This window comes from Peribacillus huizhouensis (genome assembly GCF_014138605.1).
Lineage (GTDB): Bacteria > Bacillota > Bacilli > Bacillales > DSM-1321 > Peribacillus > Peribacillus huizhouensis.
Map to the genome: position 1 here is coordinate 387,259 of NZ_JACJHX010000003.1, position 25,712 is coordinate 412,970.

Below are 25,712 nucleotides of genomic sequence, written 5' to 3' on the forward strand. Positions count from 1 at the left end.
TAAATATTTCGTGAAAAAGTGGAATAGGAGTAAAGCGGTAAACAGCCTGTAAAACCCCGATTGGTTCAACTAACCAACAGAGGGAAACTGCACCCCTCTGTTGGAAGTTTCACTTTATCCCGGTTTAACAGGCTGTAATAACCCCAAGTATTTCGTGAAAAATGGAATGGTGTATTAAGTGGGTAAACAGCCTGTAAAACCCCGATTGGTTCAACTAACCAACAGAGGGAAACTGCACCCCTCTGTTGGAAGTTTCACTTTATAATGAAAATATAATATGACTGTATTGCTACTGAAATAGAATCCACGTATACTAGGTCATCTAGAGGTTATGAAAATCTCACAAATAAAACGGTTTCCACTAATGAATTTTGTGAAAATCATTGATTAATTGGTGTATACTGGATATATTCCAAATGGTTTATCCCGTTAACGCGGGATAAAAGTTGATTTAAATAAATTAAAAAGATCGTTGACTATAAGTTGGTAGAAAGAGTGATTGTATTGAAATGGCTCAAAAAAATAAAGAAATGGTTTCAAGATGAAGAAATTATTGAAATAGAAGAAATTATGCTAGATGAAGAGATTGATAAAGATACTTTAAAAAAGATGGACTTGACTCAATTGCAAAGATTGAAAGAGCAATCAGTCTCGCATGAAGAGCCTACGTCAACTCGTTTAGACCCGGATACTCGGATATTATTTCAATATCCAAAGGGTGAATTTAAATTTCCTGTAATACCAGATAGTAAAGTGAGAGAAAGGCGCCCTAAAAGGCCCGAGCGACCAATAAATAAAGAAAGAAATCTGAACTATCGGGAGAAAAGTGCGGAAAAAGTTAACAAGAAACCGATAAAACCAGAAATAAAGAAACCAGAAGTAGAAGTAGCACCCAAAACTACTAAAATTATTCCGTCAAAAACACCGTTTCGGCCAACTGAAATCCCATCTCCTATCTATGGTTATAAACGGCCAGAATCGTCTAAAAAAACGGAAGCTGCCCCTGTTGAGTATGAATTAGAAAACACAATAGGATTACGTGTTATTGACCCAATAGAAACACCAGCGATCCTGCGAAACAATGAGAGGGAAGAAGTCGCAAGTAAGTATAAGGAAAAAGTTGAACCAGATTATAAGGAACAAGAGGTTAATGAAGTTGCATCAGAAATAAGCGAGGTTCAAGATAGAAAAGAAACAAATGAAGATTTGTCTCTACTAATCAATGTAGAAAAAACAGATCAAAAGGAAATAAGTTCTGAAGCGACGGCTGCTACAATTGAACCGTTTGCACAAAACGTAGAAGAGAACGAGATAATGGAAGCTGTGCCTAAAGAAGAACCAGAGTATGCAACGACTATCGAGGAATCTTCCATTGAACAAGAACCTGTTGAAGAAAAAACTGTAAAAAAACATATTCCATTTAATGTAGTTATGTTAAAGCAAGATAAAGAAAAGGTAGATCGGCTGAAATCGATTGAATTGATGAGAAAATCGATTGTCGATAACAAGAACATTTCCCGGGAAACTGTCGAATCACAGTCTGAAGATACGGATGAACAAGAGGATGCTGAAATACATAATCAAGAATCAGAAATAACCAAAGACCGACTTGAATCGAAAGCCGAAACACCTCTTTCTTCTGATCAAGGTCATGTATATATCGAAGAATCGGTAAAAGAGGCCATTTCTACTATTCCGGTAGAAATGAAATTACATGAGGATATTGTATTGAATCATACACAAGGGGAAGAAGAAAACCCGTACTATGCCTTTCCTTCTATCAATCTATTAACCCCGGCTAAAACCGCGGAAAATGACAATGAATGGCTTGATGGCCAAACGGCACTATTGGATGATACATTAAAGAATTTTAATGTACGTGCAAAAGTGGTCAATGTAACCCAAGGCCCTGCTGTCACAAGATTTGAAGTACAGCCAGAGCCAGGCGTGAAGGTGAATAAGGTTACGAATTTAATGGACGATATTAAACTAAGTCTTGCTGCACAGGATATTCGGATGGAAGCACCGATTCCCGGTAAGCATACAATTGGAATTGAAATACCGAACCGAAAAAGCATGCCTGTTTTTCTTCGGGAAATTCTCGAAAGTGATTCATTCAAACAAGATCCATCTCCGTTAACAGTTGCACTTGGGCTTGATATTTCCGGACAACCGATCGTAACAGATTTGAAAAAAATGCCGCATGGACTCATTGCAGGGGCAACGGGCTCAGGGAAAAGTGTATGTATTAATTCAATGTTAATCAGTTTACTGTACAAAGCTACACCACAAGAAGTAAAACTTTTGCTCATTGATCCTAAAATGGTTGAGCTTGCACCTTATAATCGTCTTCCTCATCTCGTTAGTCCGGTAATAACGGATGTTAAGGCAGCTACTGCTGCTTTGAAATGGGCTGTCGAAGAAATGGAACGGCGTTATGAACTATTCGTTCATGCGGGAGTACGTGATATTGGACGTTTCAATGAAAACGCAGAGGCTGCGGGTCAGTATGCAAACAAACTGCCTTTTATCGTGATTATTATTGATGAACTTGCAGATTTAATGATGATGTCACCTGCAGATGTAGAAGAGGCTATTAGTCGAATTGCACAGAAAGCGCGTGCTTGCGGGATTCATTTGATTGTTGCAACTCAGCGTCCTTCAGTTGATGTCATTACTGGGTTGATTAAGGCAAATATCCCGACAAGAATTGCCTTTTCTGTTTCATCTCAAGTAGATTCACGGACAATTCTTGACAGTGGTGGTGCAGAAAAACTGTTAGGTAGAGGAGATATGTTGTTTGCTGAAAATGGATCTTCCAAATCGGTTCGGCTCCAAGGAACATTCGTCACTGATCATGAAATTGACGAAGTTGTAAATCATGTGAAGAATGAGCAGCAACCTCAATACTTATTTGAGCAAGAAGAATTATTGAATAAAGCTCAAGTAACAGAAGAAATCGATGAACTATTTTTTGAGTCATGCGAATTTGTCGTTGCTCAAAATGCTGCTTCAACCTCAAGTTTACAAAGAAGGTTTAAAATAGGTTACAATCGTGCAGCTAGATTGATGGAAATGATGCATGAACAGGGGATCATTTCTGAATCCAGAGGAAGCAAACCAAGGGATGTCCTCATCACTGAAGAAGAATTGGAATACTTTTTGGAGGAAAATTCAGTGACTTAAAAATCGGACAATATTATCGGGTGCTTCATGGTCATTCTTCGTTTGTGCTAACGGTTGTCACGAGGGAGTAGCGGTCCGTAATCGAAGTTCCTCTTGCGAAGTTCAAAAGCAAAAAACAAATAACGTAAAAATCTTACATGTTTTTTATGCAAGAAGATGTGTTATAGTGTTACTCACGTCACTTTCATCGAGTTTGTTCGTTTATTCGTCAGCTTGGTGTGTTTTGTAGGTGAACATCCTAGACAAAAATGTATATAATAAGAATTGTAACGCATACATTGAAAATTGATCGGTTGGTAAAATCAACTAAGTAAATGGTAGTATCGTGTGATGGTTGATTTTTTTTAAAAGTGATATAATGAGTACTCATGTATTAAAATGAGAAAATAAGATTATGATTTACTGGGAGATGCTGAAAGGGAAGCCATTAATACCCTTATCACTTCCACATTAGATAACATGTAAAAAAGATAATATTTTATAACGTGATACAGATAGACGATTGGTGGAGGATCTATTTATGACTGTTTACCATTTTGTAGGAATTAAGGGCTCTGGGATGAGCGCGCTTGCGCAAGTACTTCATGATATGGGGTATGTTGTTCAAGGTTCTGACTACGAAAAGAAATTTTTTACACAAATTGCATTAGAAAATGCAGGCATTGCAATTCTTCCTTTTGCTGAAGAAAATATTCAGCCTGGAATGACAATCATAGCAGGAAATGCATTCCCAGATACTCATCCGGAAATTGTTGCAGCGATGAAGCTCGGATTGCCAATTCTTCGCTACCACAACTTCCTCGGAGACTTGTCGAAAGGGTTCATCAGTGTGGCTGTAACAGGGGCACACGGGAAAACATCGACGACAGGATTACTTGCGCATGTAATGGGAGGAGCAAAGCCAACTTCGTATTTAATTGGGGATGGCACAGGAAAAGGGATTGCTAAATCGGACTATTTCGTTTTCGAGGCGTGTGAATATCGCCGCCATTTCCTTTCTTATTATCCTGATTATGCAATTATGACAAATATTGATTTCGATCATCCAGACTATTTTGCTAACATTGAGGACGTATTCGAGGCGTTTCAGAAGATGGCTTTGCAAGTGAATAAAGGAATTATTGCTTGTGGCGATGATGAGCAACTTCAAGGAATTCAAGCAAAAGTTCCAGTGATTTTCTACGGATTTGCGGAAGAAAATGATTTTCAAGCACGAAATATTCAAGTTTCGGAGCAAGGTACAACTTTTGACATTCATGTGCGTAATAATTATTATGAGACGTTTACGATTCCGACCTTTGGTAAGCACAATGTATTAAACGCGGTAGCGGTTATTGCTTTGTGTCAATATGAAAACTTGGACACTGAAACGGTAAAGGCTCAATTGGCTACATTTATGGGAGTGAAGCGTCGCTTTTCTGAGAAAGAAATCGGCAATCAAATTATTATTGATGATTATGCCCATCATCCGACTGAAATCACAGCAACTGTTGATTCTGCACGTCAAAAATACCCGAATCGTGAAGTCGTAGCTGTCTTCCAACCGCATACGTATTCAAGAACACAGGCTTTTTTGAATGAATTTGCTGACAGCTTAAACTTAGCTGATAAAGTATATCTGTGCGAAATCTTTGGTTCGGCACGTGAACATCAAGGGAAACTTTCCATTGAAGATCTTCAAGAGAAAATCCCAGGAGCTGAGCTGATTTCTGAGGAAACAACAGAAATCCTTCGCAAACATGACAACAGTGTAATCCTATTTATGGGCGCTGGAGATATTCAGAAATTCCAGGCTGCATATGAACAGATATTAGAAGTGAAATAATATAACAAATGCCATCGGGAATTACCCGGTGGCTTTTTGTGTGATAAATAAAAAACTCAGATTTCCTAAATGAGGAAAAGCGCTTTATTTTTGCGTGCTCTTTTAAATGTGGTTAAAGATGAGTAAATAATATGGGGAAATAGCTTTTGACATTTGCCTTGTATGTGCTATGCATGCTATATGAGGGACTCATTTCTGTAGTTTGAGGTTAGCAAACATCAGTCTATAGAATTAGTGTCCTTTTTGTGATGCTTTTATAGAATTTCATTGGTAAATCACGAAGTATGTCGCGATCATAGTTTATGGAAGTGTCCACTCACTACTATGTTGTCTGCCAGCATGTCAGCTAAGCCACAGATACAACCTAAAGGATTTGTATTGAGAGACATATCTAGTGAGGTTAAGACCGTCGGAAATGAAATTTGCACTTACATTTCTGCTCTAACTTTTCTTTTTTATCATTCTTCTTGTTATGGAACTTGCTTTTCTCAGGACTAGTATGATGAGAGTAATATCGAGCTTCCATATAATACTTATTTTTCTTTGGATCATAAAGCTTCATAAGATCATCCTTTCTATCATCTTAATATAAGGTATTCAATGAACGAAAAGGGTGCTTGTACCTAAGAGAAAAATCTCACTATTATTGCGCCTTTTTTATGTCGGACCGAGCACGAATGTTAGTTTATTGATTTCGTTCCTTTAAAATGCAAGATAATTGAGAAGGAGATCAACATGGAGATTTAATAGGTCCCTTTTATCAAATAGAAAGTTGGGTGCAGCATATTCACATAACAGGAATAAACACGCACCCATTCTTAAGCGCTTTATATAAGTACGGCCTGTGTAGATAAAGACAAGTTCTATGGGCAGACGATTTATTGACACGGATTACTATCCATGTTTTCATCATTATTTTCAATTTTTGTGTCTTTATTTAAATACTTCCAATAATACGCTTCAATGGCAGTATCAATCATCCGCTGTTTAATAAAATGATCAAATGTCCTTTTCCCTTTCTTTTTCTCCTCCAATGCAGCATTCCGATCCTTCTTAAGCTCATCGATCCACTCCAATAATTCTTCACGGCTGGAATCAAGAAAGTCGTTGTAAATTTCTCTGAAAGGATGAGACTCAGGTACTTTAGGACGTTTTTTCCATTCTGACATAACGAGTAGTTCCCTCCTCCTCTTAATAAGGTATTCTTCAATCCCTTTAAAAGCTCCCAGATTTATAAAATTGTTTAGATGAATGTCTCAATTTATACAAGGGTATATCAGGAGCAGTAACTTTACTTTTATTAAATAAGCTCATGTCCTTATCAAAATCATGCCAGTCTTCATTAACTAAAAGAGATGGTATTAATATTAAAAAGTATTGGGTGGAAGGGAGAATGATTTTTTTGGCGGAGAATAATACGGAAAAAATTAATATTGATGTTACCCAAAAACAAGAATGTTTTAGTGGTAATCATACATTTTTTTCTGGATTTGAGAATATTGGAAATAACACAAGTCGAACAGTGTTCGAAGATAATACAAAAAATCACAATAAAGTAACATTAGTATTAGTTTCAAATGGCGGTGCTTTAGATATAAAAATTAAAACTAGAGGGAAAAATTGTGATAGGGTAATTTCTGCAATAGTTCCCGCTACAAGTGTAAGAAACTTTCTAGTTGAGGATTTTAAAAGTCTTGAAGTCTCTAATAATAGCGGTGTAGTCATTAGTTTTCAATTTGGCATTTTAAAAGAATTTTGTATCTGCTGTAATGATGAGTGTTCTTACGGAGATTGCCATAAAAAAGACCAAAATAAAAACAACGAGAATGCACAATGTTTTGTTGGAAATGAAGATTTTTTCTTTTTCCAACCAATTCCCGGTAATACTTTAAACCTTCCACTATTTGAAAATTTTACAAAAAATCATAGTAAAACCAACTTTATTATAGCTGTGACTAATCCTATACAAGTAATAATTCGAACTAGAGGAGAAAAAGATTGTGACAGACCAATTATTGCAACGATCCCTACAGGTGGTACGAGGGCTTTTCAAATTGAGGACTTTAAAAGCCTTGAAGTTTCAAATGATAGTGCTATCCCTTCAAGTTTTACAATAACAGTCCAAAATTCTATATGTATTTGCTGTAAAGATGGGAAACACAAGAAATTGGAAGATGAATGTGAAAGTGAACATGAACATGCATGATTAATATTAAATAAAATAGATGAGAACTTTCATTTAAGGGTTCTCTTCATCTAATATAAAAATTAAAACTTTTTCATATCCTACTCTTAAAAAATATTAGGAAAGTATGTTCCAGTCCTATACAAGACTAAGATTACTTGCATTTTATAAAAGGCAAGGCATTAATGTAGCAAAATAGAAAGGTGATAAAAATGGATAATATTAAAAAAGATATGGAGAAAGCTGCTTCGAAAAACCTTGATACTCAATCTAATAAGCATTCTTCTGAAGAAACACATACGTTTTCTATTCCAGGTATCCCTGATCCTAAAGACATAACAGAAGCAGGGGCGGGTTTTTTCAACCGATCATAAACAGTCATTTGAATATGACTGACAGATTAATTTCATTAAAAAAAGAGAACTTTATTGAGTTCTCAGATTGTAGAGAAAAATATACTGTCTCTACAATCTGAAGAACTGAAAGTAAGAGGGATAGCCGAAGGCTGTCCCTTTTACTTTCAGTTCCTTACTTAATAACAATGTAAGGAAATTCCATCCCTTATAGGACCTAAGATTAATAAAAATGAGCGATTTAATTGAAAAGGATATTAAAAGAGTAGTTAAATACTTTTTTATAAGCTCTTGTCCTTATCAAAATCACGCCAGTCTTCATTAACTAAAAGAGAAGGTATTAATATTATAAAGTATTGGGTGGAAGGGAGAATGATTTTTTTGACGGAGAATGATACGGAAAAAATTAATATTAATGTTACCCAAAAACAAGAATGTTTTAGCGGTAATCATGCATTTCTTTCTGTAGGTGAAATTATTGGACCAGGCATGCAAAGGACAATCTTTGAAGACACTACAGAAAATCACAATAAAGTAATGTTAAATTTATTAGCAGCTGGTGGAGCTTTAGATGTAAAAATTAGAACAAGAGGGGAAAATTGCGATAGAGTCATTTCTGCAACAATTCCTGCAAATAGCATAAGGACGTTCCAAGTCGAGGATTTTAAAAGTCTTGAAGTCGCCAACAACAGCGGAGCAAACGTTTTGTTCGTGTTTAATATTTTTAAACATTTCTGTATCTGCTGTAATGACGAAGGTTGCTGCGAAAAAAATTGCAAGAATGAATGTACAAATGATGAATACAATGAATGCGACAAAAAAGATACTGGAAAAGCTCAATGTTTTGTTGGAAATGATCCTGCCTTCGCCTTGGGTCAGACTGTACCCAATAATACAATTAACCGGCCACTATTTGAAAATTTTACAAAAAACCATATAAAGATTGGTTTTACGGTATCTTCTAGTGAGCCTATACTGATAACCATTAGATATAGGGAAGATAAAGATTGTAATAGGCCAATTACTATAAGTATTCCTGCAAATGGTACGAGAGCATTTCAAATTGAAGACTATAAAAGTGTTGAAGTTTCAAATAGCAGTGGAGCAAATGCAGGTGTAGGTATAGTGTTCCAAAATACTATTTGTATTTGCTGTAAAGATAGAAAACACAAGAAATGTAGGGTTGATGAAAATAAATGTATATGTGAACATGCATGACTTTTATTAAATAGAAAGGAAGAGAACTTTCATCTGAGAGTTCTCTTCTAACCTATTTTCGAAATTAGATATCTGAACGCGTTTCAAATATAACTAAGTTATTCTAAAAAAATATTAGAAATATGTTCCTGTACCGTACGAAACTAATGTCACTTGCATTTAATAAAAAAGGAACAGCATTTTAATGTATCAAGAAAGGAGATGAAAAAATGGATAAAAAATATGAAGAAAAGGACATAGATGATGCTGCTTTGAACAATCTTGAAAATCATTCGAAAGAACAGTCATCTGAAGCTCATACATTTTCCATTCCTGGATTTCCTGATCTGAAAGACATAACGGAACCACGAATGGGGTATTACGAACAACCATAAACATTCGATATGCCTGATATAATAATCTAATTAAAAAAGAGATCTTTCATTTAGGAAAGATCTCTTTTCTTTATGGATTTTCAGAATTACATAGAATAAAAATTTCCAATGTGTAAAAATTGGAAAAATTTAAAAATAGATTCTTGTCCCATGCAATACTAAGAATACTAACATTATATAACATGGAAGACAATTTAAAGTCTCAAAAAGGGAGATGAAAGTATGGATTACAAAAGAGACGAGTGGAAAGAACGGGAAATAAAAGAAGAATTGATTGCTTTAATTCACTTGAAAGAACAATGTTCTGTTGAAACGCATCAATCTACTATTCCTGGTTTTACTCTTCCTGCTAACACAGTAAACTTGCCAATTTTTGAGGATTTCACAAAAAATCATAATAAAACATATCTTCAACTAACTGTGGGGCAAGGACCACCTGTAGAAGTAATAATTAGAACGAGAGGAAAAAAAGATTGTGACAGACCTATTACGGCGACGATGCCCCAAACAACGACAAGGGCTTTTCAAGTTGAAGATTTTGAAAGTCTCGTTGTCTCGAACACAGGTGGTACTGCCAATTCTATAGGAGTAACTATAATAAAAACGTTTTGTATCTGTTGTAAAGATAAAAAACATCATTGTGATTGTGATTAAATGTTTAGGTTATGATGAATATCCGCTAACTAATAAAGAGCTTCTATAATGGGAAGTTCTTTTTTTCCTTTTTTTGTAGCAATTAGAATGGCAGTATAACTAAGTAATATAGAAATATTATTCAATGGGTATTGTTCAAATAAAGTGTCTATTTATTTAATAAATACACTCCTGTCCTATACAAAATAGTGCTTGCTTGCATTATATAGAGGGAAGACATGTTACAGTGTCAAATATTTAAGGGAGATGAAGGGAATGGTTTATATTAATAGGTATTATAGTGGCGACTATTATGAGGATTTCTATAGCAAAAAAAGTGGGAACAAAAAAGATCACTGCAAAAAAGATGATCGGAAAGATCGCAACAAAAAAGAAGAGGAGAAAGAAATTGAAGTTAGTCTAAAACAACAATGTACTGTACAAAATCATAATTTTACTACAGGAGATATTCCAGTTCCAGCTAACGCAACTAACTTAGTGATTTTTGAAGATTTTACAAAGAATCATAATAAAACCTTCCTAGCGTTAACAGCTGGAAACAATGCGGGTGTACAAGTAACGATTACTACAAGAGAGAAGAAACATAAGAAAGATTGTTGTCACAGACCAATTACAGAAACAATTCCTGCAGGCGGTACAAGAGTATTTCAGGTCGAAGATTTTAAAAGACTAACGGTCTCAAACCCTACCAATAATGCAACTACTTTAAGAGCAACTATCCAAAAATCATTCTGTATCTGCTGTAAAGCTGATCAAGATAAGAAACATCACGAACACGACGAACACCACCACCATGACTGTGATTGTGACTAATTATGATTTAATGAAATCTAAATAATAGAAAAAACAAAAATGTACAAGGACTTGAAGCTTAACGTATTATATAATCTGACAATAAAAAGAGTAACAATAATTCTATTATATAGGTTTCAGTTTTAACGAATTAACTACTAGGAAAATAATTAAATAATTAATAAATAATTCTAGTAGCAAAGACCCCTTGTTTAATATACAAGGGGTCGAATTTATGAGAATGAATGTAAAAAATTTATGATAGCATTTCTAAGATATCTGAATAAAACAGTCTATTATTACCCTTCAGTGTGGTAATCTGATGCACCATTTTTTTAACTCTTTTCTCAGCCGATTGGATATTTGTATCTTTATTTTCCGTTGTAAGAATAGAATATTTCATGACGTTATTTTTCTCCCCAAGTAAAAGATAAAACAATGCATATAAGAGCGGATCGTAATTAATGTTGATGACCGTTTGTTCTTTGTTATGTACAGCTTCATCGCTATTGGGTGGTTTAAGTCTCCTTTCCATTTCTTGTATAAGTAAAGTCTCCAGCATTTCAATAATTTCTCTATTATCAGATGAAATCATATGCGGCCCCCTTTTCTAATAGCTAATGCTGATGGAATTTAACGATGCTATTCCATCGCTTTTTTCCTGATAATAAATAAATCCTTCAACGTGCATGTAGCCGGTTTCTTCATTTGAGAAGCGAATTTGAAAATTAGAAAATGAGAACGTATCATTTGGTGGAATGATTTTGTTGGCTACTGGTCGAAATGAATATTCGTTTATGGAACCGCTTTGTTTATGTTCAATGCGCTCCCAAAAAAAGGTTTCATTCTGGATTGGTTTATTGGCAAAAACATATTTCCCTGAGAAATCAAATGGTTGATCTGAATTAATTTTGAGAAGAATGACTGGATTATGAAGGGGAAGAGTGCTTGGATTATGCAAATGAAACGTTCCTATTACGGTATGTTCACCACTTTTTTCTTTATCAATTATGGTTGAATAATTAAAATAGGATATCGGGTTTTGTGCTTGTGTTCTTTTATGTAATAAGGCCCTTATCTTTTCTTGGTATTCAAGGCTTTCGCTCTTCAGTTCAAGAAGATGATTTTCTAATTCTTGAAGTAGTTTCTCAATCATATCTTTCACCCGCCCTAAAAAAGAATAAAGAGAGGAAATTTCCTCTCTTACACTTTATGCAAACAGTTTAGTGATCATGACCAGGGAAAATGACTGGGCATTGTGGTGGGATGACAGGTGTTGAACATTGCTCTGTTAAAATATCGCGTGGGTGACAGAAGTCTGCTTTTACTTCAATCGTAACGTCAGCAACTGCTTGAATACTTTGGCAAGTTGTTAGTGTTACATCAACGCTTTTTAAACAGTCATCGAAGAAATTCAGCTTTGCGCTGCCATCTAAGTCTGTTATTCTAACTACTAATCTTGTACCCTCTGGTGCACATAAGAATAAACTTTCGTGGGCTTCAATACGAATTGGACGAGATGTAAAGACGAACGGAGAATGTTCTTTGACTCCCCTAAATTCGATGACAATAAAAAAGACTTTTACGAACGATACTTTTTCTAGTGTTACTAAAGCCCCGTCAATGACAAATGTCTTTTCCTCGCGCTTATCGACTTCTTTTACTTTGACCTCTGCATTTGGACCAAGCGGTTTTCCGTGCTCATCGGTTAATATGAAGCGGGTTGATAAATGCTTTACATCGTCCAATTCACGGTCAATATCAAGCTCCTCTGCTGAAACCAATTGTCTAACTGTATTCTCTAAAATTACCCAATCATATACTTTTTCAGCATTGATACATAAAAGCTCTTGAGTGGGCCGTGGTGAATGACTCATATGATCGACTCCCTTTTAAAATATTTACTGTACAGTACAAAGTATGTAGCCCCCCTAGTCCTAGTTACGGCATTAACGCCCATTTTCTGAAACCATTATTCGGAAAAGTGGAAACAATTATTTTGGCACAGCCCAAATGGAAAAACATACAATACTCTATATCTTTTTTTATGGGGGGGTAACTATGTCCAATTTCGTAGATGAAAATCAGCTTAGTACAATGATACGTCAAATTAAAAAATACAAAAAAATGGTAAGGAGCTATCGAGAAAATGATGTTACCGAAGAATATTTGAAATTACGACAAAAGAACGAGCAAATTGAAATTGAGTGGCAGGAGGAGAAGAGGGAGCATTTAGAGTTATTGGATCGAGTACAAATCATGGCTGTACAGATAGAAGAATTAGAAACTCGAAATAATGCTATGGAAAAAGAATATGAAGAATTGCAGAGGAGAGAATTGGATCAGAAAAGTATATTAGATACAGCAAATCAACAAAATAGCGATTTGCAGGAAAAGGCTCAAGAGCTTGAAGAATTAAAACAATCTTACGAAGAAATACTCGAACAGTTATCTGCCGCTACAATGAAGGAAGAAAGTCAGCACCAAGAGCTTGAACAATTAAAACAAACATATCAAGAGGTGACTAAAGAGCTATCGGAAACAAAATTGGTAGAGCAAGTCCAAACCGAAGTGTTAGAAGAGTTAAAACAATCGTATGAGGAAGTAAGTGAACAATTAGTAACCGCTACAATGAAGCAACAAAATCTGCACCAAGAACTTGAAGAGTTCAAGCAAACATATCAAGAAGTGGTCGAAGAGCTTTCGGCATCAAAATTGGTCGAGCAAGTCCAAAGTGAAGAGCTCGTTCAAATAAAACTCTCGCATGAAGAAGTACTCCAACAATTATCAGGGGCAACGTTGAAAGAACAAAGTCAGCACCAAGAGCTTGAACAATTAAAACAAACATATCAAGAGGTGATTGAAGAGCTATCGGAAACAAAATTGGTAGAGCAAGTTCAAACCGAAGTGTTAGAAGAGTTAAAACAGTCGTATGAGGAAGTAAGCGAACAATTAGTGACCGCTACAATGAAGGAACAAAATCTTCACCAAGAATTTGAACAATTAAAACAAACATATCAAGCAGTGACGGAAGAACTTTCGGGATTAAAATTGGTAGAACAAGTCCAAACGGAAGAACTAGAAAAATTAAACCAAACACATGAAGAGGTACTCGAACAGTTATCCGCCGCAACAATGAAGGAACAAAGCCAGCACCAAGAACTTGAACAATTAAACCAAACTTACCAAGAAGTGACCAAAGAGCTTTCGGCATCAAAATTAGTAGAACAAGTTCAAGCCGAAGAACTAAAAAAATTAAAATACTCGCATGAGGAAGTACTTGATCAGCTATCGGCTGCAAGGTTGAAGGAACAAAGCCAGCACCAGGAACTTGAAGAATTCAAACAAACTCATCAAAAAATGACCGAAGAACTTTCGGAATTAAAATTGGTAGAACAAGTTCAAGCCGAAGAATTAGATAAATTAAATCACTCGCATAAAGAAGTACTTGAACAGATATCGGTTGCTACCTTAAAGGAACAAAGTCAGCACCAAGAGCTTGAACAATTAAAACAAACATACCAAGAGGTGATTGAAGAGCTATCGGAAACAAAATTGGTCGAGCAAGTTCAAACCGAAGTGTTAGAAGAGTTAAAACAATCGTATGAGGAAGTAAGCGAAAAATTAGTGACCGCTACAATGAAGGAACAAAATCTGCACCAAGAACTTGAACAATTAAAACAAACATATCAAGCAGTGACGGAAGAACTTTCGAGATTAAAATTGGTAGAACAAGTCCAAACGGAAGAACTAGAAAAATTAAACCAATCACATGAAGAGGTACTCGAACAGTTATCCGCCGCAACAATGAAGGAACAAAGCCAGCACCAAGAACTAGAAAAATTAAACCAAACTTACCAAGAAGTGACCAAAGAGCTTTCGGCATCAAAATTAGTAGAACAAGTTCAAGCTGAAGAACTAAAAAAATTAAAATACTCGCATGAGGAAGTACTTGATCAGCTATCGGCTGCAAGGTTGAAGGAACAAAGCCAGCACCAGGAACTTGAACAATTCAAGCAAACTCATCAAAAAGTGACCAAAGAACTTTCGGAATTAAAATTGGTAGAACAAGTCCACAGCGAAGAGCTCGAACAATTAAACCAATCGCATGAAGAAGTACTCGAACAGTTATCGGCTGCAACATTAAAGGAACAAAGTCAGCACCAGGAACTTGAACAATTCAAGCAAACTCATCAAAAAATGACCAAAGAACTTTCGGAATTAAAATTGGTAGAACAAGTTCAAGCCGAAGAATTAGATAAATTAAACCACTCGCATAAAGAAGTACTCGAACAGTTATCGGTTGCTACCTTAAAGGAACAAAGTCAGCACCAAGAACTTGAACATATAAAACAAACATATCAAGAAGTGACCGAAGAGCTTACGGAATCAAAATTGGTAGAGCAAGTCCTATCCGAAGTGTTAGAACAATTAAACCAATCGCATGAGGAAGTACTTGATCAGCTATCGGCTGCAAGGGTGAAGGAACAAAGCCAGCACCAAGAACTTGAACAATTCAAGCAAACTCATCAAAAAATGACGAAAGAACTTTCGGAATTAAAATTGGTAGAAAGAATCCAAAGCGAAGAGCTCGAACAATTAAACCAATCGCATGAAGAAGTACTCGAACAGTTATCGGCTGCAACATTAAAGGAACAAAGCCAGCACCAAGAACTTGAACAATTAAACCAAACTTACCAAGAAGTGACCAAAGAGCTTTCGGCATCAAAATTGGTAGAACAAGGTCAAGCCGAAGAACTAAAAAAATTAAAATATTCGCATGAGGAAGTACTTGATCAGCTATCGGCTGCAAGGTTGAAGGAACAAAGCCAGTACCAAGAACTTGAAGAATTCAAACAAACTCATCAAAAAATGACCGAAGAACTTTCGGAATTAAAATTGGTAGAACAAGTTCAAGCCGAAGAATTAGATAAATTAAACCACTCACATAAAGAAGTACTCGAACAGTTATCGGTAACTACCTTAAAAGAACAAAGTCAGTACCAAGAACTTGAACAAATAAAACAAACATATCAAGAAGTGACCGAAGAGCTTACGGAATCAAAATTGGTAGAGCAAGTCCTATCCGAAGTGTTAGAACAATTAAACCAATCGTATGAGGAAGTACTCGAACAGTTATCAGTCGTAACATTGAAGGAACAAAATCAACACCAAGAACTTGAACAATTAAAACAAACATATCAAGCAGTGACGGAAGAACTTTCGGGATTAAAATTGGTAGAACAAGTCCAAACGGAAGAACTAGAAAAATTAAACAAATCACATGAAGAGGTACTCGAACAGTTATCCGCCGCAACAATGAAGGAACAAAGCCAGCACCAAGAACTTGAACAATTAAACCAAACTTACCAAGAAGTGACCAAAGAGCTTTCGGCATCAAAATTAGTAGAACAAGTTCAAGCCGAAGAACTAAAAAAATTAAAATACTCGCATGAGGAAGTACTTGATCAGCTATCGGCCGCAAAGTTGAAAGAACAAAGTCAGCACCAAGAACTTGAAGTATTCAAGCAAACTCATCAAAAAATGACCGAAGAACTTTCAGAATTAAAATTGGTAGAACAAGTCCAAAGCGAAGAACTAGAAAAATTAAACCAATCATATAAAAAAGTGCTCGAACAGTTATCGGCCGCAACGTTGAAAGAACAAAGTCAGCACCAAGAACTTGAAGAATTCAAGCAAACACATCAAAAAATGATGGAAGAACATTCGGAATTAAAATTGGTAGAGCAAGTCCAAATGGAAGAACTCGAACAGTTAAACCAATCGCATGAGGAAGTACTCGAACAGTTATCGGTCGCTACCTTAAAGGAACAAAGTCAGCACCAAGAACTTGAAGAATTCAAGCAAACACATCAAAAAATGACCAAAGAACTTTCAGAATTAAAATTGGTAGAACAAGTCCAAAGCGAAGAACTAGAAAAATTAAACCAATCATATGAAGAGGTACTCGAACAGTTATCGGCCGCAACGTTGAAAGAACAAAGTCAGCACCAAGAACTTGAAGAATTCAAGCAAACACATCAAAAAATGATGGAAGAACATTCGGAATTAAAATTGGTAGAGCAAGTCCAAATGGAAGAACTCGAACAGTTAAACCAATCGCATGAAGAAGTACTCAAACAGTTATCCACCGTAACAATGAAGGAACAAAATCTGCACCAAGAACTTGAACAAATAAAACAAACATATCAAGCAGTGACGGAAGAACTTTCGGGATTAAAATTGGTAGAACAAGTCCAAACGGAAGAACTAGTAAAAATAAACCAATCGTATGAAGAAGTGCTCGAACAGCTATCTGTTGCAACAATGAAGGAACAAAATCTGCACCAAGAACTTGAACAAATAAAACAAACACATCAAGCAGTGACGGAAGAACTTTCGGGATTAAAATTGGTAGAACAAGTCCAAACGGAAGAACTAGAAAAATTAAACCAATCACATGAAGAGGTACTCGAACAGTTATCTGCCGCAACAATGAAGGAACAAAGTCAGCACCAAGAACTTGAAGAATTAAAACAGATACATCAAGAAATGAGCCAAAAATTAGCAGAATCTAGAATAACGGAACAAGATCAGAAACGGGTCCTTGACGTATTAAATGAGACGAATCAAGAGTTGAATCAGGAGCTAGCAGAGTCTAGAATGAAGGAACAGTATCAAAAACAATCGTACGTAGAAGTAAACCATTCATACGAATTACTGAAAAAAGAGCTAGCTGCTTCAGTATTAAGTGAACAAGTTCAAAAACAAGTACTCGAAGTATTAAGACAATCTTATGATTTGCAAAACCAGGAGCTAGCAGACACAAGATTTGCTAAACAGCTTCTGCATAAAGAGCTTGAAGAAGTGAAACAATCGTACAAAGAGTTGAAATATGAACTTGAACAAATGAAAATGGCTAAAAAGGAAAAGGCCTATGATTTAGAAAAGTTAAGGCATTCTTACGAAAGTCATAACCAAGAATTAGCAGAGTTAAAGCAAGCCTATCAAGATAATGAAGCAGAGTTAAAAGATGTAAGCCAATCTTATGAAGTTCAGAGCCAGGAACTAGCAAACCTCAAATTGAATGATAAGGAACAAAAGCAGGAACTTGAAAAAATAAACCAGTCTTATCAACAACTACAACAAGAACACGAAGAATTAATAAAATCAACTAAAGGCAAAATAGAGGCAGAAATGGATAATAGCAAAAAACTTGGAGATTCATTAAAACCAATTTCTAGAACGCCATTAGACTTGATGAGGTTGTCCCAAAAGCATAATACTGAGCAACCAGTTCAGCCTAGGAGAATGACGTTTCGTGAAATACAAGCAACTTCCCTTCTAAAAGAGGATAGAATAGAATCCAGTGATTGGAAATAAATCATCCACCATGACGGATGAAAAAGAGAGTTTAATAACGTAAAGGCTAAAAGAACCCACATCTCTTATATATCGTTTCTCCTGCATTAAGGGGCAGTATCCAGTAACCTTGCTTTTGACGTAAAAGCCCGATTGGTGAGATACAGTGAAACTTACCGGGAGTTACGCAGAGGTAAGTTTGCTCCCACAGGATGCAGCTCACAAAGACGAAGATATGAGGACTCGGCGTACTTAGTTTGTGACTCTAGAACGTGACTAACAATCAGTGGGGGAAAAGAAAACCCCACTGATTGAAGTTTCACTTTATAGACGTGTAATAACACAATAAAAGGTGTATAGAGTGTGAGGTCTGGCCATTTTGGAACAGCCCCGTTTTACATATTACTTCAAGTTTTCTGGATTTAACTTTTCAAGCTCTGGAATGACAAAACGGCCATCTTGACGGATTAATACGTCATCAAAGTAGATGTTTCCGCCGCCATAATCAGGACGTTGGATATTTACTAAATCCCAGTGTATGTTGGAGTGATTGCCATTATATGCATCATCATAGCATTGCCCTGGAGTGAAATGGAAGCTACCGTCAATCTTTTCATCAAATAAGATATCCTGCATCGGATGGAGGATGAATGGATTCACACCAATTGCGAACTCTCCAATGAACCGAGCACCTTCATCTGTATCGAAAATTTTGTTGATGCGCTCTGTATCATTTGCCGTTGCTTCAACAATTTTGCCATCTTTGAAGGTTAATTTAACATTTTCAAACGTAAATCCTTGATATGGCGATGGTGTATTATATGTAATCGTTCCGTTTACTGAATCACGTACAGGGGCCGAATACACTTCTCCATCAGGAATATTTAATTCTCCTGCACATTTAATCGCTTTGATGTCCTTGATAGAAAACGTTAAATCGGTACCAGGTCCAGTTAAGCGGACTTTGTCCGTACGATTCATGAGGTCAACCAGGCTGTCCATTGCCTCGCTCATTTTGCCGTAATTTAGATTGCACACATTAAAATAAAAGTCCTCAAATGCCTCCGTGCTCATTTTCGCCAATTGAGCCATCGAGTTTGTCGGGTAACGAAGCACAACCCATTTTGTTTTTGGAACGCGAATTTCTCTATGTACTTTCTTACCGACTGTATTGCCGTGGATTGCCATTTTTTCTGCGGGTACATCTGATTGCTCATTTATATTGTCACCAGCGCGCAGGCCGATATAGGCATCCATATTTTTCATAACATTCGCTTCGAATTCAGCTATCATCTCATATTGTTCTTCTTTTGCGCCCATTAGTAAGGAGCGATCTACTTGATGGTCTTTTAAAGAAACAAATGGGTATCCACCTGCTGCATATGCTTCTTTCACAAGGGCATTGACGAGTTCACGTTGTAATCCGAAGTTTTCAATCAGGACTTTTTCCCCTTTTTGTAGCTTAACAGAGTAATTGATTAAATTTTTTGCTAGTTGTTCAATTCTAGGATCTTTCATTGTATGGCCTCCAATTTAAATAAGATAAAGTGAAACCTCTATCCCCTTAACTATGCTTCTTCGATTTCTCTAAGCCTTGAAGTGGTGGGTGACTTTCCGTTAATGCGGATAAAATGATAGGTAAAATATTTGGAAAACGTAGACTTGTTGCGTATCCTATCACATAATTATTGTAACCGATTTTCTTTATTCTGTTACATATAATAGTTCGAGGGGAGAAATAATTTTCACTCGTGAAAAAATTTGTTATTCTAAGACTTAAGATTATGAAGGAATATATAGCATAATTGTGGAAAATGTTTAGAGATGAAGTTTATCAAAGAATGGAAAGGGTATTGATAAGAACAGAAAAAATATCGTATAAACATAATGTGAAATTTCAATTAGTGGAGTGTAATCTCCCACTGTTGTGACCAATCAGGCTATTAAGGGCAAGTTATCCTCCACCAAGGTTTCTTCGATTCTTTTAAGTCTTGAGTTGGGATCTATTGCCCGTTTAAGCGGGATAAATGAACATTTTTCGGAGGGATTGATATGGAGATCATTTTATACTTGAGTGCTGCCGTTTTCGCAATTGCTTTTTTCATTTTAGTTGTTTTCTTAGCCAAAACATTAAAATCGTTGCAATCTACACTTGATAGTGTGTCGAAAACATTAACCGGGCTAGAAAGCCAAATGCAAGGTGTGTCACTTGAGACGACACAATTATTGCATAAGACAAATGCACTCGCAGAAGATTTACAAAAGAAATCAGAAAACCTAAATACCGTGGTAGATGCAGTGAAGGATGTGGGAAGTTCCATCCAAAACTTTAATACATCTGTTCAAAAAATTTCACACAAAGTACAGCATGAGCTTGAGAATAATCAAGATAAGATTTCCCAGATTGTCCAATGGACAAATGTTGCGATGGAAATCCGCGATAAGTGGAAATCTAAGAAAAAGCAGACCATGTCAACTGACGAACCATCTTACAGACAAGAAGAGGAACCAGAATCAGACAAAGTAGTAAAAAAGCGTTTCTTACGTTCTAGATGATACGTAAGGAGAAGAAAACTAGTAAATAAAGTGAAACTTCCATCGATGGGTGCAGTTTCCCACTGATGGTTAGTTAAACCAATCGGGTTTTTACGGGCAGTTTGTCTAAACTTACTTCTTTGTTCATCACAAGCTTTAGGTGGGGGGCTTACTGTCCGTAAAAGCGGGATAAAAAGTTGAGAGGAGAATGGACATGGCACAAAAAGAATTTCTGGTTAAGGATTATACGAAGGATTGCGAAAAAGCAATTGAAGAGCGTCATTCTGGTAACTCTACAGGATTTATTATTGGGGCTGTAATTGGAGGCGTCATTGGTGCTTGCTGTGCCTTATTCATGGCTCCTAAAACGGGTAAAGAATTACGGATCGACGTCACTGAACAAGCGAAATCATTAAGTGAGAAAACAGAAAAGCTCCGTCGCGTTGCGATTGAAAAAGGCAACGGAATCGCCGAAACGGCTAAAGAAAAAAGCAATTCTGTAACGCAGATTGTTAGTGATAAAGGTTCTGACTTATTAAATAAAGTTTCCAGTTTAAAGCCTGGCGTTAAATCAGGAGAAGAATTAAGTAAAAAAGAAGGAATCGAAAGTTTGGCAGATGATAAAGGAAGTTTCGGACATCGTTCAAAAATCAAAAGTGTTGAAGTGAAGCATGTACCAGATGCAGATAATTCAACAGCTAAGGATCCAAAAAAGAGCAACAAAAGTGCGGCTCAACTGCTCGACGAGACCGAAAAGGCATTTGAAGAAACGGAAACGAAGTATAAACAGTAAATTTGTCAAAACTGGCGCTGAAATGATAGGCTAATTTCAGCGCCAGTTTTTTTGAAATGGTTGATCAATCTAGATGATTATTTTGAAAGGAGTTATGAAGATGGCATTAGTAAAAATTGAAACAGAAGAACAGTTTAATGAATTAGTTAATGAGGATTCATTCCTTCTATTTAAGCATAGTTTAACCTGCCCAGTCAGTGCAGAAGCCTTTACAGAATATCAACGGTATATTGATGAGCACAACGATGTTAAGACAGCTTATTTAGCTGTTCAGGAAGCACGTCCGCTTTCTGCTTATATTGCAGAAACCTTTGATGTGAAACACCAATCACCACAGGCCATTTATTTTAAAGATGGCAAACCTGCTTGGAATGAGTCACATTGGAGAATTACTGTGGCTTCACTTGATGAGGCAGTAGGAAAATGATATAACAGGCTATAGCGTAACGAAGGGTCAGAACCCCATCTCTAAATACCGTTTAGAGTAAGGTCTGATCCTTTTTTACTTTTTCTTTATGTCGGAGATGATGTCGGCCAAAGGATGCTTAATTCATCTCCAGGAGCAAGCGTGTCATTAAAGGTTGTTTCTTGATTGTTTTTTATTAACAGAAATCCTCCAACTGGATGGTCTGGCATGTCAATGTCCATATGCATGAATACATCCTGAAAAATAAACGGCTCCATTTTATGTTGAACGAAGCTAAGAACATCCTCTTGGTTGATGACATCTTCATTCGATAAGTTTTGTCCATCGCGATAAAACTCAGCGAGCTTTTTTGTGAGCTGTAGTTTTTTTCCGTTGAATGTAACGGGGATTGAAAATGTTAGCTGGGCATTCATCGCAAAAGCCAAATCAGTCGTAATTGGCTGGGCTGACTTAATGATTTCAATCACATCACCATCTTCGTATAAACTTTCAGGATTTGTTAGAATACCGTTTTTGACAATCTTGCTACCGAATGAAGGGAGGGTAACGATCTTTTTATTCACTTTAACTGTAAATGGCTTTACACTTCTCAACAGATGTTCTTCATTGGTAATTGTAAAAAGTGCTGCTAGTGTTCCTGGTATCGTACATGTAATTCGGTCATTGTCATGAAGGAATTCTTCACCTGTAACGACCTGTTCATTACGGCGTAGTTCGGCATGAATCGTGTGTGAAACGCCATTGATTGAGACTTGTTTACTTGGTAATCCATCAACAAGTTCTTTAATAGACAATTTAGGTGATCGGCCATCTTCCCCTTGCTGGACAGTGATTTCATCGCCATCTCGAACGGTGTAGTCTAATGATACGTCCTTGCCGTTTATTGTTAGGATCGGTTTTGTCCCATGCTCGCCTGGGATTGTAATTAATTGGCCGTTGAACTCGATGATCATAGCCATGCCAGGTCTTCCAAATAATTTATTCAATTTAACTCCAGCAGTAAGCAAGCAATCCCCTACTGTCATTTCTTTCATATCAAAGAGGCGGATCGTCTGACCGTTCACAGTCACGCTCATATATTGAATCGGACTTTTGTGAGCGGCTATAGCAATCCCGATTGGTGTTACGAGCTCAGGACCACTGTGAACGTGGGCAGCAAATGTAAGTTTGCCAATAGCTTCAATTCCTCGGATGGCGACACGGTTTTGTGGAAGATTTAATTTGTCAGCCAAAACATCAGAAAGTCGAGGGGTTAGGCTGCCACCGCCAACTAGCATCACTGCCTTCGGTGATTTGTTGTTATTTAATTCCAATATTTCTTTGCAAATAGCATCTGCCAATTTTTCAATAGAAGGCATGATGCTTCGAACTACCTCTGTACTTGGTATTTCCGTCTCGAAACCAAGGATATCGGTTACAGTAATCATTTCAGAATCTGTCAACTGCCTTTTAGCGGTTTCTGCTAGAGGAAAATCGAGTAGAAGCGAGTCGCTAATGGCTTCAGTGATTTCATCGCCAGCAATCGGTACCATACCATAGGCAATAACCGTTCCTGAATCTGTTAAGGCGATGTCAGAAGTACCTGCACCGATATCTACGAGCGCAACATTCAATCTTCTCATGGACTGTGGAATCAGTACATTGATGGCAGCAATTGGCTCAAGCGTCAAAGCTTGCATATGTAAATCTGCTCGTTTTAAAGCGGCAAGTAGACTTTCAACAACTACTTTTGGAAGAAATGTTGCAATAATTTCGACAGAAGCTTTTCCTCCATTTTGATCGATTAAGCTGCCAATTTCTTGATCATCAAGTCGATAATATAAAACAGAGTAACCGACACAATAATAATGATGGTTTGTACTTGAGTTGTTTTTTTCTGCCACAATGGCTTGCGCTTTTTGAACGGCACTTAATTCAAGGTGCAAAATATCATCGTGCTTTAGCATCGGTTTCCCGTTAATATCCATACTAATAGAGGCACGCTCTGTTTTTAATGCACGCCCAGCTGCAGCAACCGACACATTATGAAGTGAGCCGTGTTTCTTTTCCAAAGTGTCTTTAATAGTTTGGATGACATTCGAGACAGCTATCACATCATGAATTTGTCCGTCTAGCATAGCCCGTTCTTGATGTTCAATTGAAACAATATCTGTTACTTCAAATGAATCTGCCGTTTGTTCCAAAATAATTCCTACAACTGAACGAGTACCAATATCAAGTGCGAATCGTTTTTCGTGCACAAAGAACACCTTCTTTTAACTAAAATATACTTTAATGCTTAAAAGCGTTTAATTATTAAAGAAAAAAATAGTGACAATTCAAAACTTTTCATTTATAATAAATGAAATTATATAAAAACAGTAACATATTTTTTCAATTCATAACAGATTCCGGATGTGAATGATAAAAACTTGCCATCTTCTCATAAATTATGAAGCAGCTATGTTTTTCAATTGGTTAACCGGAAAGGAAAGGGTGGATTATTTTGAGTAATAATGATTTGGAACTTTTACGTGAGAAACTAGATGATGTGAATTTGGAGTTATTACATCTTATTAACAAGCGTGCAGAACTTGTTCAACAAATTGGCCAAGTAAAAGAAAAACAAGGGATTAACCGTTATGATCCAGTTCGTGAGCGAAAGATGTTGGATTCTATCGAAGATCATAATCAGGGACCACTAGATCCTGCATCACTTAAACATATTTTTAAAGAAATCTTTAAAATGGGTCTCGGTTTACAAGAGGAGAATCAGAAGAAAGCATTGCTCGTTTCTCGTCAGAAAAAAGCAGAAAATACTGTGATTGATTTAAAGGGCGAATTAGTAGGAAACGGTATTCCAAGCTTCGTGTTTGGTCCTTGTGCAGTTGAATCTTACGAACAAGTAGCTCAAGTAGCTGAAGTAGTTAAAGCAAAAGGACTTAAATTGCTTCGCGGTGGTGCATATAAACCACGTACTTCTCCATATGATTTCCAAGGTCTTGGCCTTGAAGGATTAAAAATATTGAAGCAAGTCGGTGATAAGTACGACTTAGCTGTTATCAGTGAAATTGTCAGCGCGAATGATATTGAAACAGCGCTTGATTATGTTGATGTGATTCAAATCGGTGCACGAAATATGCAAAACTTTGATCTATTGAAAGCTGCTGGAAAGGTGAATAAACCGGTTCTTTTAAAACGCGGGCTAGCAGCTACGATTGATGAGTTTATTCATGCAGCTGAATACATCATGTCACAAGGAAATGGCAACATCATCCTTTGTGAGCGTGGAATTCGTACGTATGAAAGAGCAACGAGAAATACATTAGATATCTCAGCTGTTCCAATTTTAAAACAAGAAACACATTTACCTGTCATGGTTGATGTTACACATTCGACGGGCCGCCGTGACCTATTGCTTCCAACAGCAAAAGCAGCTATAGCAATTGGTGCAGATGGTGTAATGGCAGAAGTTCACCCAGATCCAGCAGTCGCGCTTTCTGACTCTGCGCAGCAAATGGACTTCAAACAGTTTGATGAGTTTTATAAAGAAATTCAAAAAATGATGACTGGCGTAACTGTATAAGGTGATTTATTAAAGAGAGGCTGTCCCATACGGAAAAGGTTAGACCTTACATCTCTGATATATCGTTTAAAAGACATAGTAAACGGGATATAGAGTGTGAGGTCAGACGTTTTCTGAGGCAACCTCTCTTTTTTTCGTGGTTGTCAGACTAACGCTGTGGGGCAGAACGGCGAAGTTAGAAATTTGTTGCTTTTTCTTCAATTCAGGTATTTTGTTGAATCGATGATGATAAAGAATCATTTCATTCGGATTTGTATGAAGGACATGGTGTGGGGCTTTGAGACTTAAAAATATAGACAGTCTACTTTGTAGATAAACGTATTTTATTAAGAAAGTACTTCATAATCTGGCTCCGCACCGCAACCGTTGTGATTAGGCGAGTGTTGCGTGTGATAGGAAGGATCTTTCTTGATAAATGGTGACGTTTGAACGCCATATTTGTT

The 25,712-nt window shown here is 36.6% G+C and carries 19 protein-coding genes; 13 read left to right on the forward strand and 6 right to left on the reverse strand.

What is annotated here, in order from left to right:
- The first annotated feature begins 504 nt into the window (after positions 1-504).
- On the forward strand, positions 505-3,186 hold the full coding sequence (locus tag HNP81_RS07515) for a DNA translocase FtsK (RefSeq protein WP_246399268.1): 2,682 nt from the start codon (positions 505-507) through the stop codon (positions 3,184-3,186).
- Positions 3,187-3,706: 520 nt separating this feature from the next.
- Positions 3,707-5,011 carry a UDP-N-acetylmuramate--L-alanine ligase gene (gene murC, locus HNP81_RS07520; RefSeq protein ID WP_182502136.1) on the forward strand — a complete coding sequence of 435 codons (1,305 nt, stop codon included), beginning with the start codon at positions 3,707-3,709 and terminating at the stop codon, positions 5,009-5,011.
- Positions 5,012-5,889: 878 nt separating this feature from the next.
- On the opposite strand, the gene HNP81_RS07525 is transcribed toward murC, so the two are convergent.
- Complete coding sequence (locus tag HNP81_RS07525; protein ID WP_182502137.1) at positions 5,890-6,180, reverse strand: hypothetical protein; 291 nt, start codon at positions 6,178-6,180, stop codon at positions 5,890-5,892.
- A gap of 233 nt (positions 6,181-6,413) precedes the next feature.
- On the opposite strand from HNP81_RS07525, the gene HNP81_RS07530 reads away from it, so the two are divergent.
- The 6 genes from HNP81_RS07530 (at position 6,414) to HNP81_RS07555 (ending at position 10,608) form a co-directional block, all read left to right on the forward strand.
- On the forward strand, positions 6,414-7,217 hold the full coding sequence (locus HNP81_RS07530) for a hypothetical protein (protein WP_182502138.1): 804 nt from the start codon (positions 6,414-6,416) through the stop codon (positions 7,215-7,217).
- Positions 7,218-7,408: 191 nt separating this feature from the next.
- A complete protein-coding gene (locus HNP81_RS07535; protein WP_182502139.1) occupies positions 7,409-7,570 on the forward strand; it encodes a hypothetical protein in 162 nt (53 codons plus the stop codon).
- A 360-nt stretch (positions 7,571-7,930) separates the two neighbouring features.
- Positions 7,931-8,767, forward strand: coding sequence for a hypothetical protein (locus HNP81_RS07540; RefSeq protein WP_182502140.1), 837 nt, complete (start codon positions 7,931-7,933; stop codon positions 8,765-8,767).
- 209 nt (positions 8,768-8,976) lie between these two features.
- Positions 8,977-9,141, forward strand: a complete 165-nt coding sequence (locus HNP81_RS07545; RefSeq protein ID WP_182502141.1) for a hypothetical protein — start codon at positions 8,977-8,979, stop codon at positions 9,139-9,141.
- A gap of 222 nt (positions 9,142-9,363) precedes the next feature.
- Positions 9,364-9,795 (forward strand): exosporium protein D, encoded by a 432-nt coding sequence (locus HNP81_RS07550; RefSeq protein ID WP_182502142.1) that lies wholly within the window; start codon positions 9,364-9,366, stop codon positions 9,793-9,795.
- 255 nt (positions 9,796-10,050) lie between these two features.
- Positions 10,051-10,608 (forward strand): hypothetical protein, encoded by a 558-nt coding sequence (locus tag HNP81_RS07555; protein ID WP_182502143.1) that lies wholly within the window; start codon positions 10,051-10,053, stop codon positions 10,606-10,608.
- A gap of 235 nt (positions 10,609-10,843) precedes the next feature.
- Here the strand turns inward: HNP81_RS07555 and HNP81_RS07560 are convergent, their stop codons facing one another.
- The 3 genes from HNP81_RS07560 to HNP81_RS07570 all read right to left on the reverse strand — a co-directional run bounded on the left by HNP81_RS07560 (position 10,844) and on the right by HNP81_RS07570 (position 12,464).
- Complete coding sequence (locus HNP81_RS07560) at positions 10,844-11,182, reverse strand: hypothetical protein (protein ID WP_182502144.1); 339 nt, start codon at positions 11,180-11,182, stop codon at positions 10,844-10,846.
- 15 nt (positions 11,183-11,197) lie between these two features.
- Complete coding sequence (locus HNP81_RS07565; protein WP_182502145.1) at positions 11,198-11,743, reverse strand: hypothetical protein; 546 nt, start codon at positions 11,741-11,743, stop codon at positions 11,198-11,200.
- Between the two features lie 67 nt (positions 11,744-11,810).
- Positions 11,811-12,464: a BMQ_0737 family morphogenetic spore coat protein gene (locus HNP81_RS07570; protein ID WP_182502146.1), complete on the reverse strand. Its 654-nt coding sequence runs from the start codon at positions 12,462-12,464 to the stop codon at positions 11,811-11,813.
- A 184-nt stretch (positions 12,465-12,648) separates the two neighbouring features.
- On the opposite strand from HNP81_RS07570, the gene HNP81_RS07575 reads away from it, so the two are divergent.
- Complete coding sequence (locus HNP81_RS07575; RefSeq protein ID WP_182502147.1) at positions 12,649-17,970, forward strand: coiled-coil domain-containing protein; 5,322 nt, start codon at positions 12,649-12,651, stop codon at positions 17,968-17,970.
- Between the two features lie 381 nt (positions 17,971-18,351).
- On the opposite strand, the gene HNP81_RS07580 is transcribed toward HNP81_RS07575, so the two are convergent.
- Positions 18,352-19,467, reverse strand: coding sequence for an aminopeptidase (locus HNP81_RS07580; protein ID WP_182502148.1), 1,116 nt, complete (start codon positions 19,465-19,467; stop codon positions 18,352-18,354).
- Between the two features lie 534 nt (positions 19,468-20,001).
- On the opposite strand from HNP81_RS07580, the gene HNP81_RS07585 reads away from it, so the two are divergent.
- The 3 genes from HNP81_RS07585 to ytxJ all read left to right on the forward strand — a co-directional run bounded on the left by HNP81_RS07585 (position 20,002) and on the right by ytxJ (position 21,704).
- On the forward strand, positions 20,002-20,505 hold the full coding sequence (locus HNP81_RS07585) for a DUF948 domain-containing protein (RefSeq protein ID WP_182502149.1): 504 nt from the start codon (positions 20,002-20,004) through the stop codon (positions 20,503-20,505).
- A gap of 193 nt (positions 20,506-20,698) precedes the next feature.
- Positions 20,699-21,277 carry a YtxH domain-containing protein gene (locus tag HNP81_RS07590; protein ID WP_182502150.1) on the forward strand — a complete coding sequence of 193 codons (579 nt, stop codon included), beginning with the start codon at positions 20,699-20,701 and terminating at the stop codon, positions 21,275-21,277.
- 100 nt (positions 21,278-21,377) lie between these two features.
- Entirely contained in the window at positions 21,378-21,704 is a 327-nt protein-coding gene (ytxJ, locus tag HNP81_RS07595) for a bacillithiol system redox-active protein YtxJ (RefSeq protein ID WP_028392272.1), read from the forward strand.
- Positions 21,705-21,790: 86 nt separating this feature from the next.
- Here the strand turns inward: ytxJ and HNP81_RS07600 are convergent, their stop codons facing one another.
- On the reverse strand, positions 21,791-23,944 hold the full coding sequence (locus HNP81_RS07600; RefSeq protein ID WP_182502151.1) for a cell division protein FtsA: 2,154 nt from the start codon (positions 23,942-23,944) through the stop codon (positions 21,791-21,793).
- A 245-nt stretch (positions 23,945-24,189) separates the two neighbouring features.
- On the opposite strand from HNP81_RS07600, the gene HNP81_RS07605 reads away from it, so the two are divergent.
- Positions 24,190-25,269, forward strand: coding sequence for a bifunctional 3-deoxy-7-phosphoheptulonate synthase/chorismate mutase (locus HNP81_RS07605; RefSeq protein ID WP_028392270.1), 1,080 nt, complete (start codon positions 24,190-24,192; stop codon positions 25,267-25,269).
- The last annotated feature ends 443 nt before the right edge of the window (positions 25,270-25,712 follow it).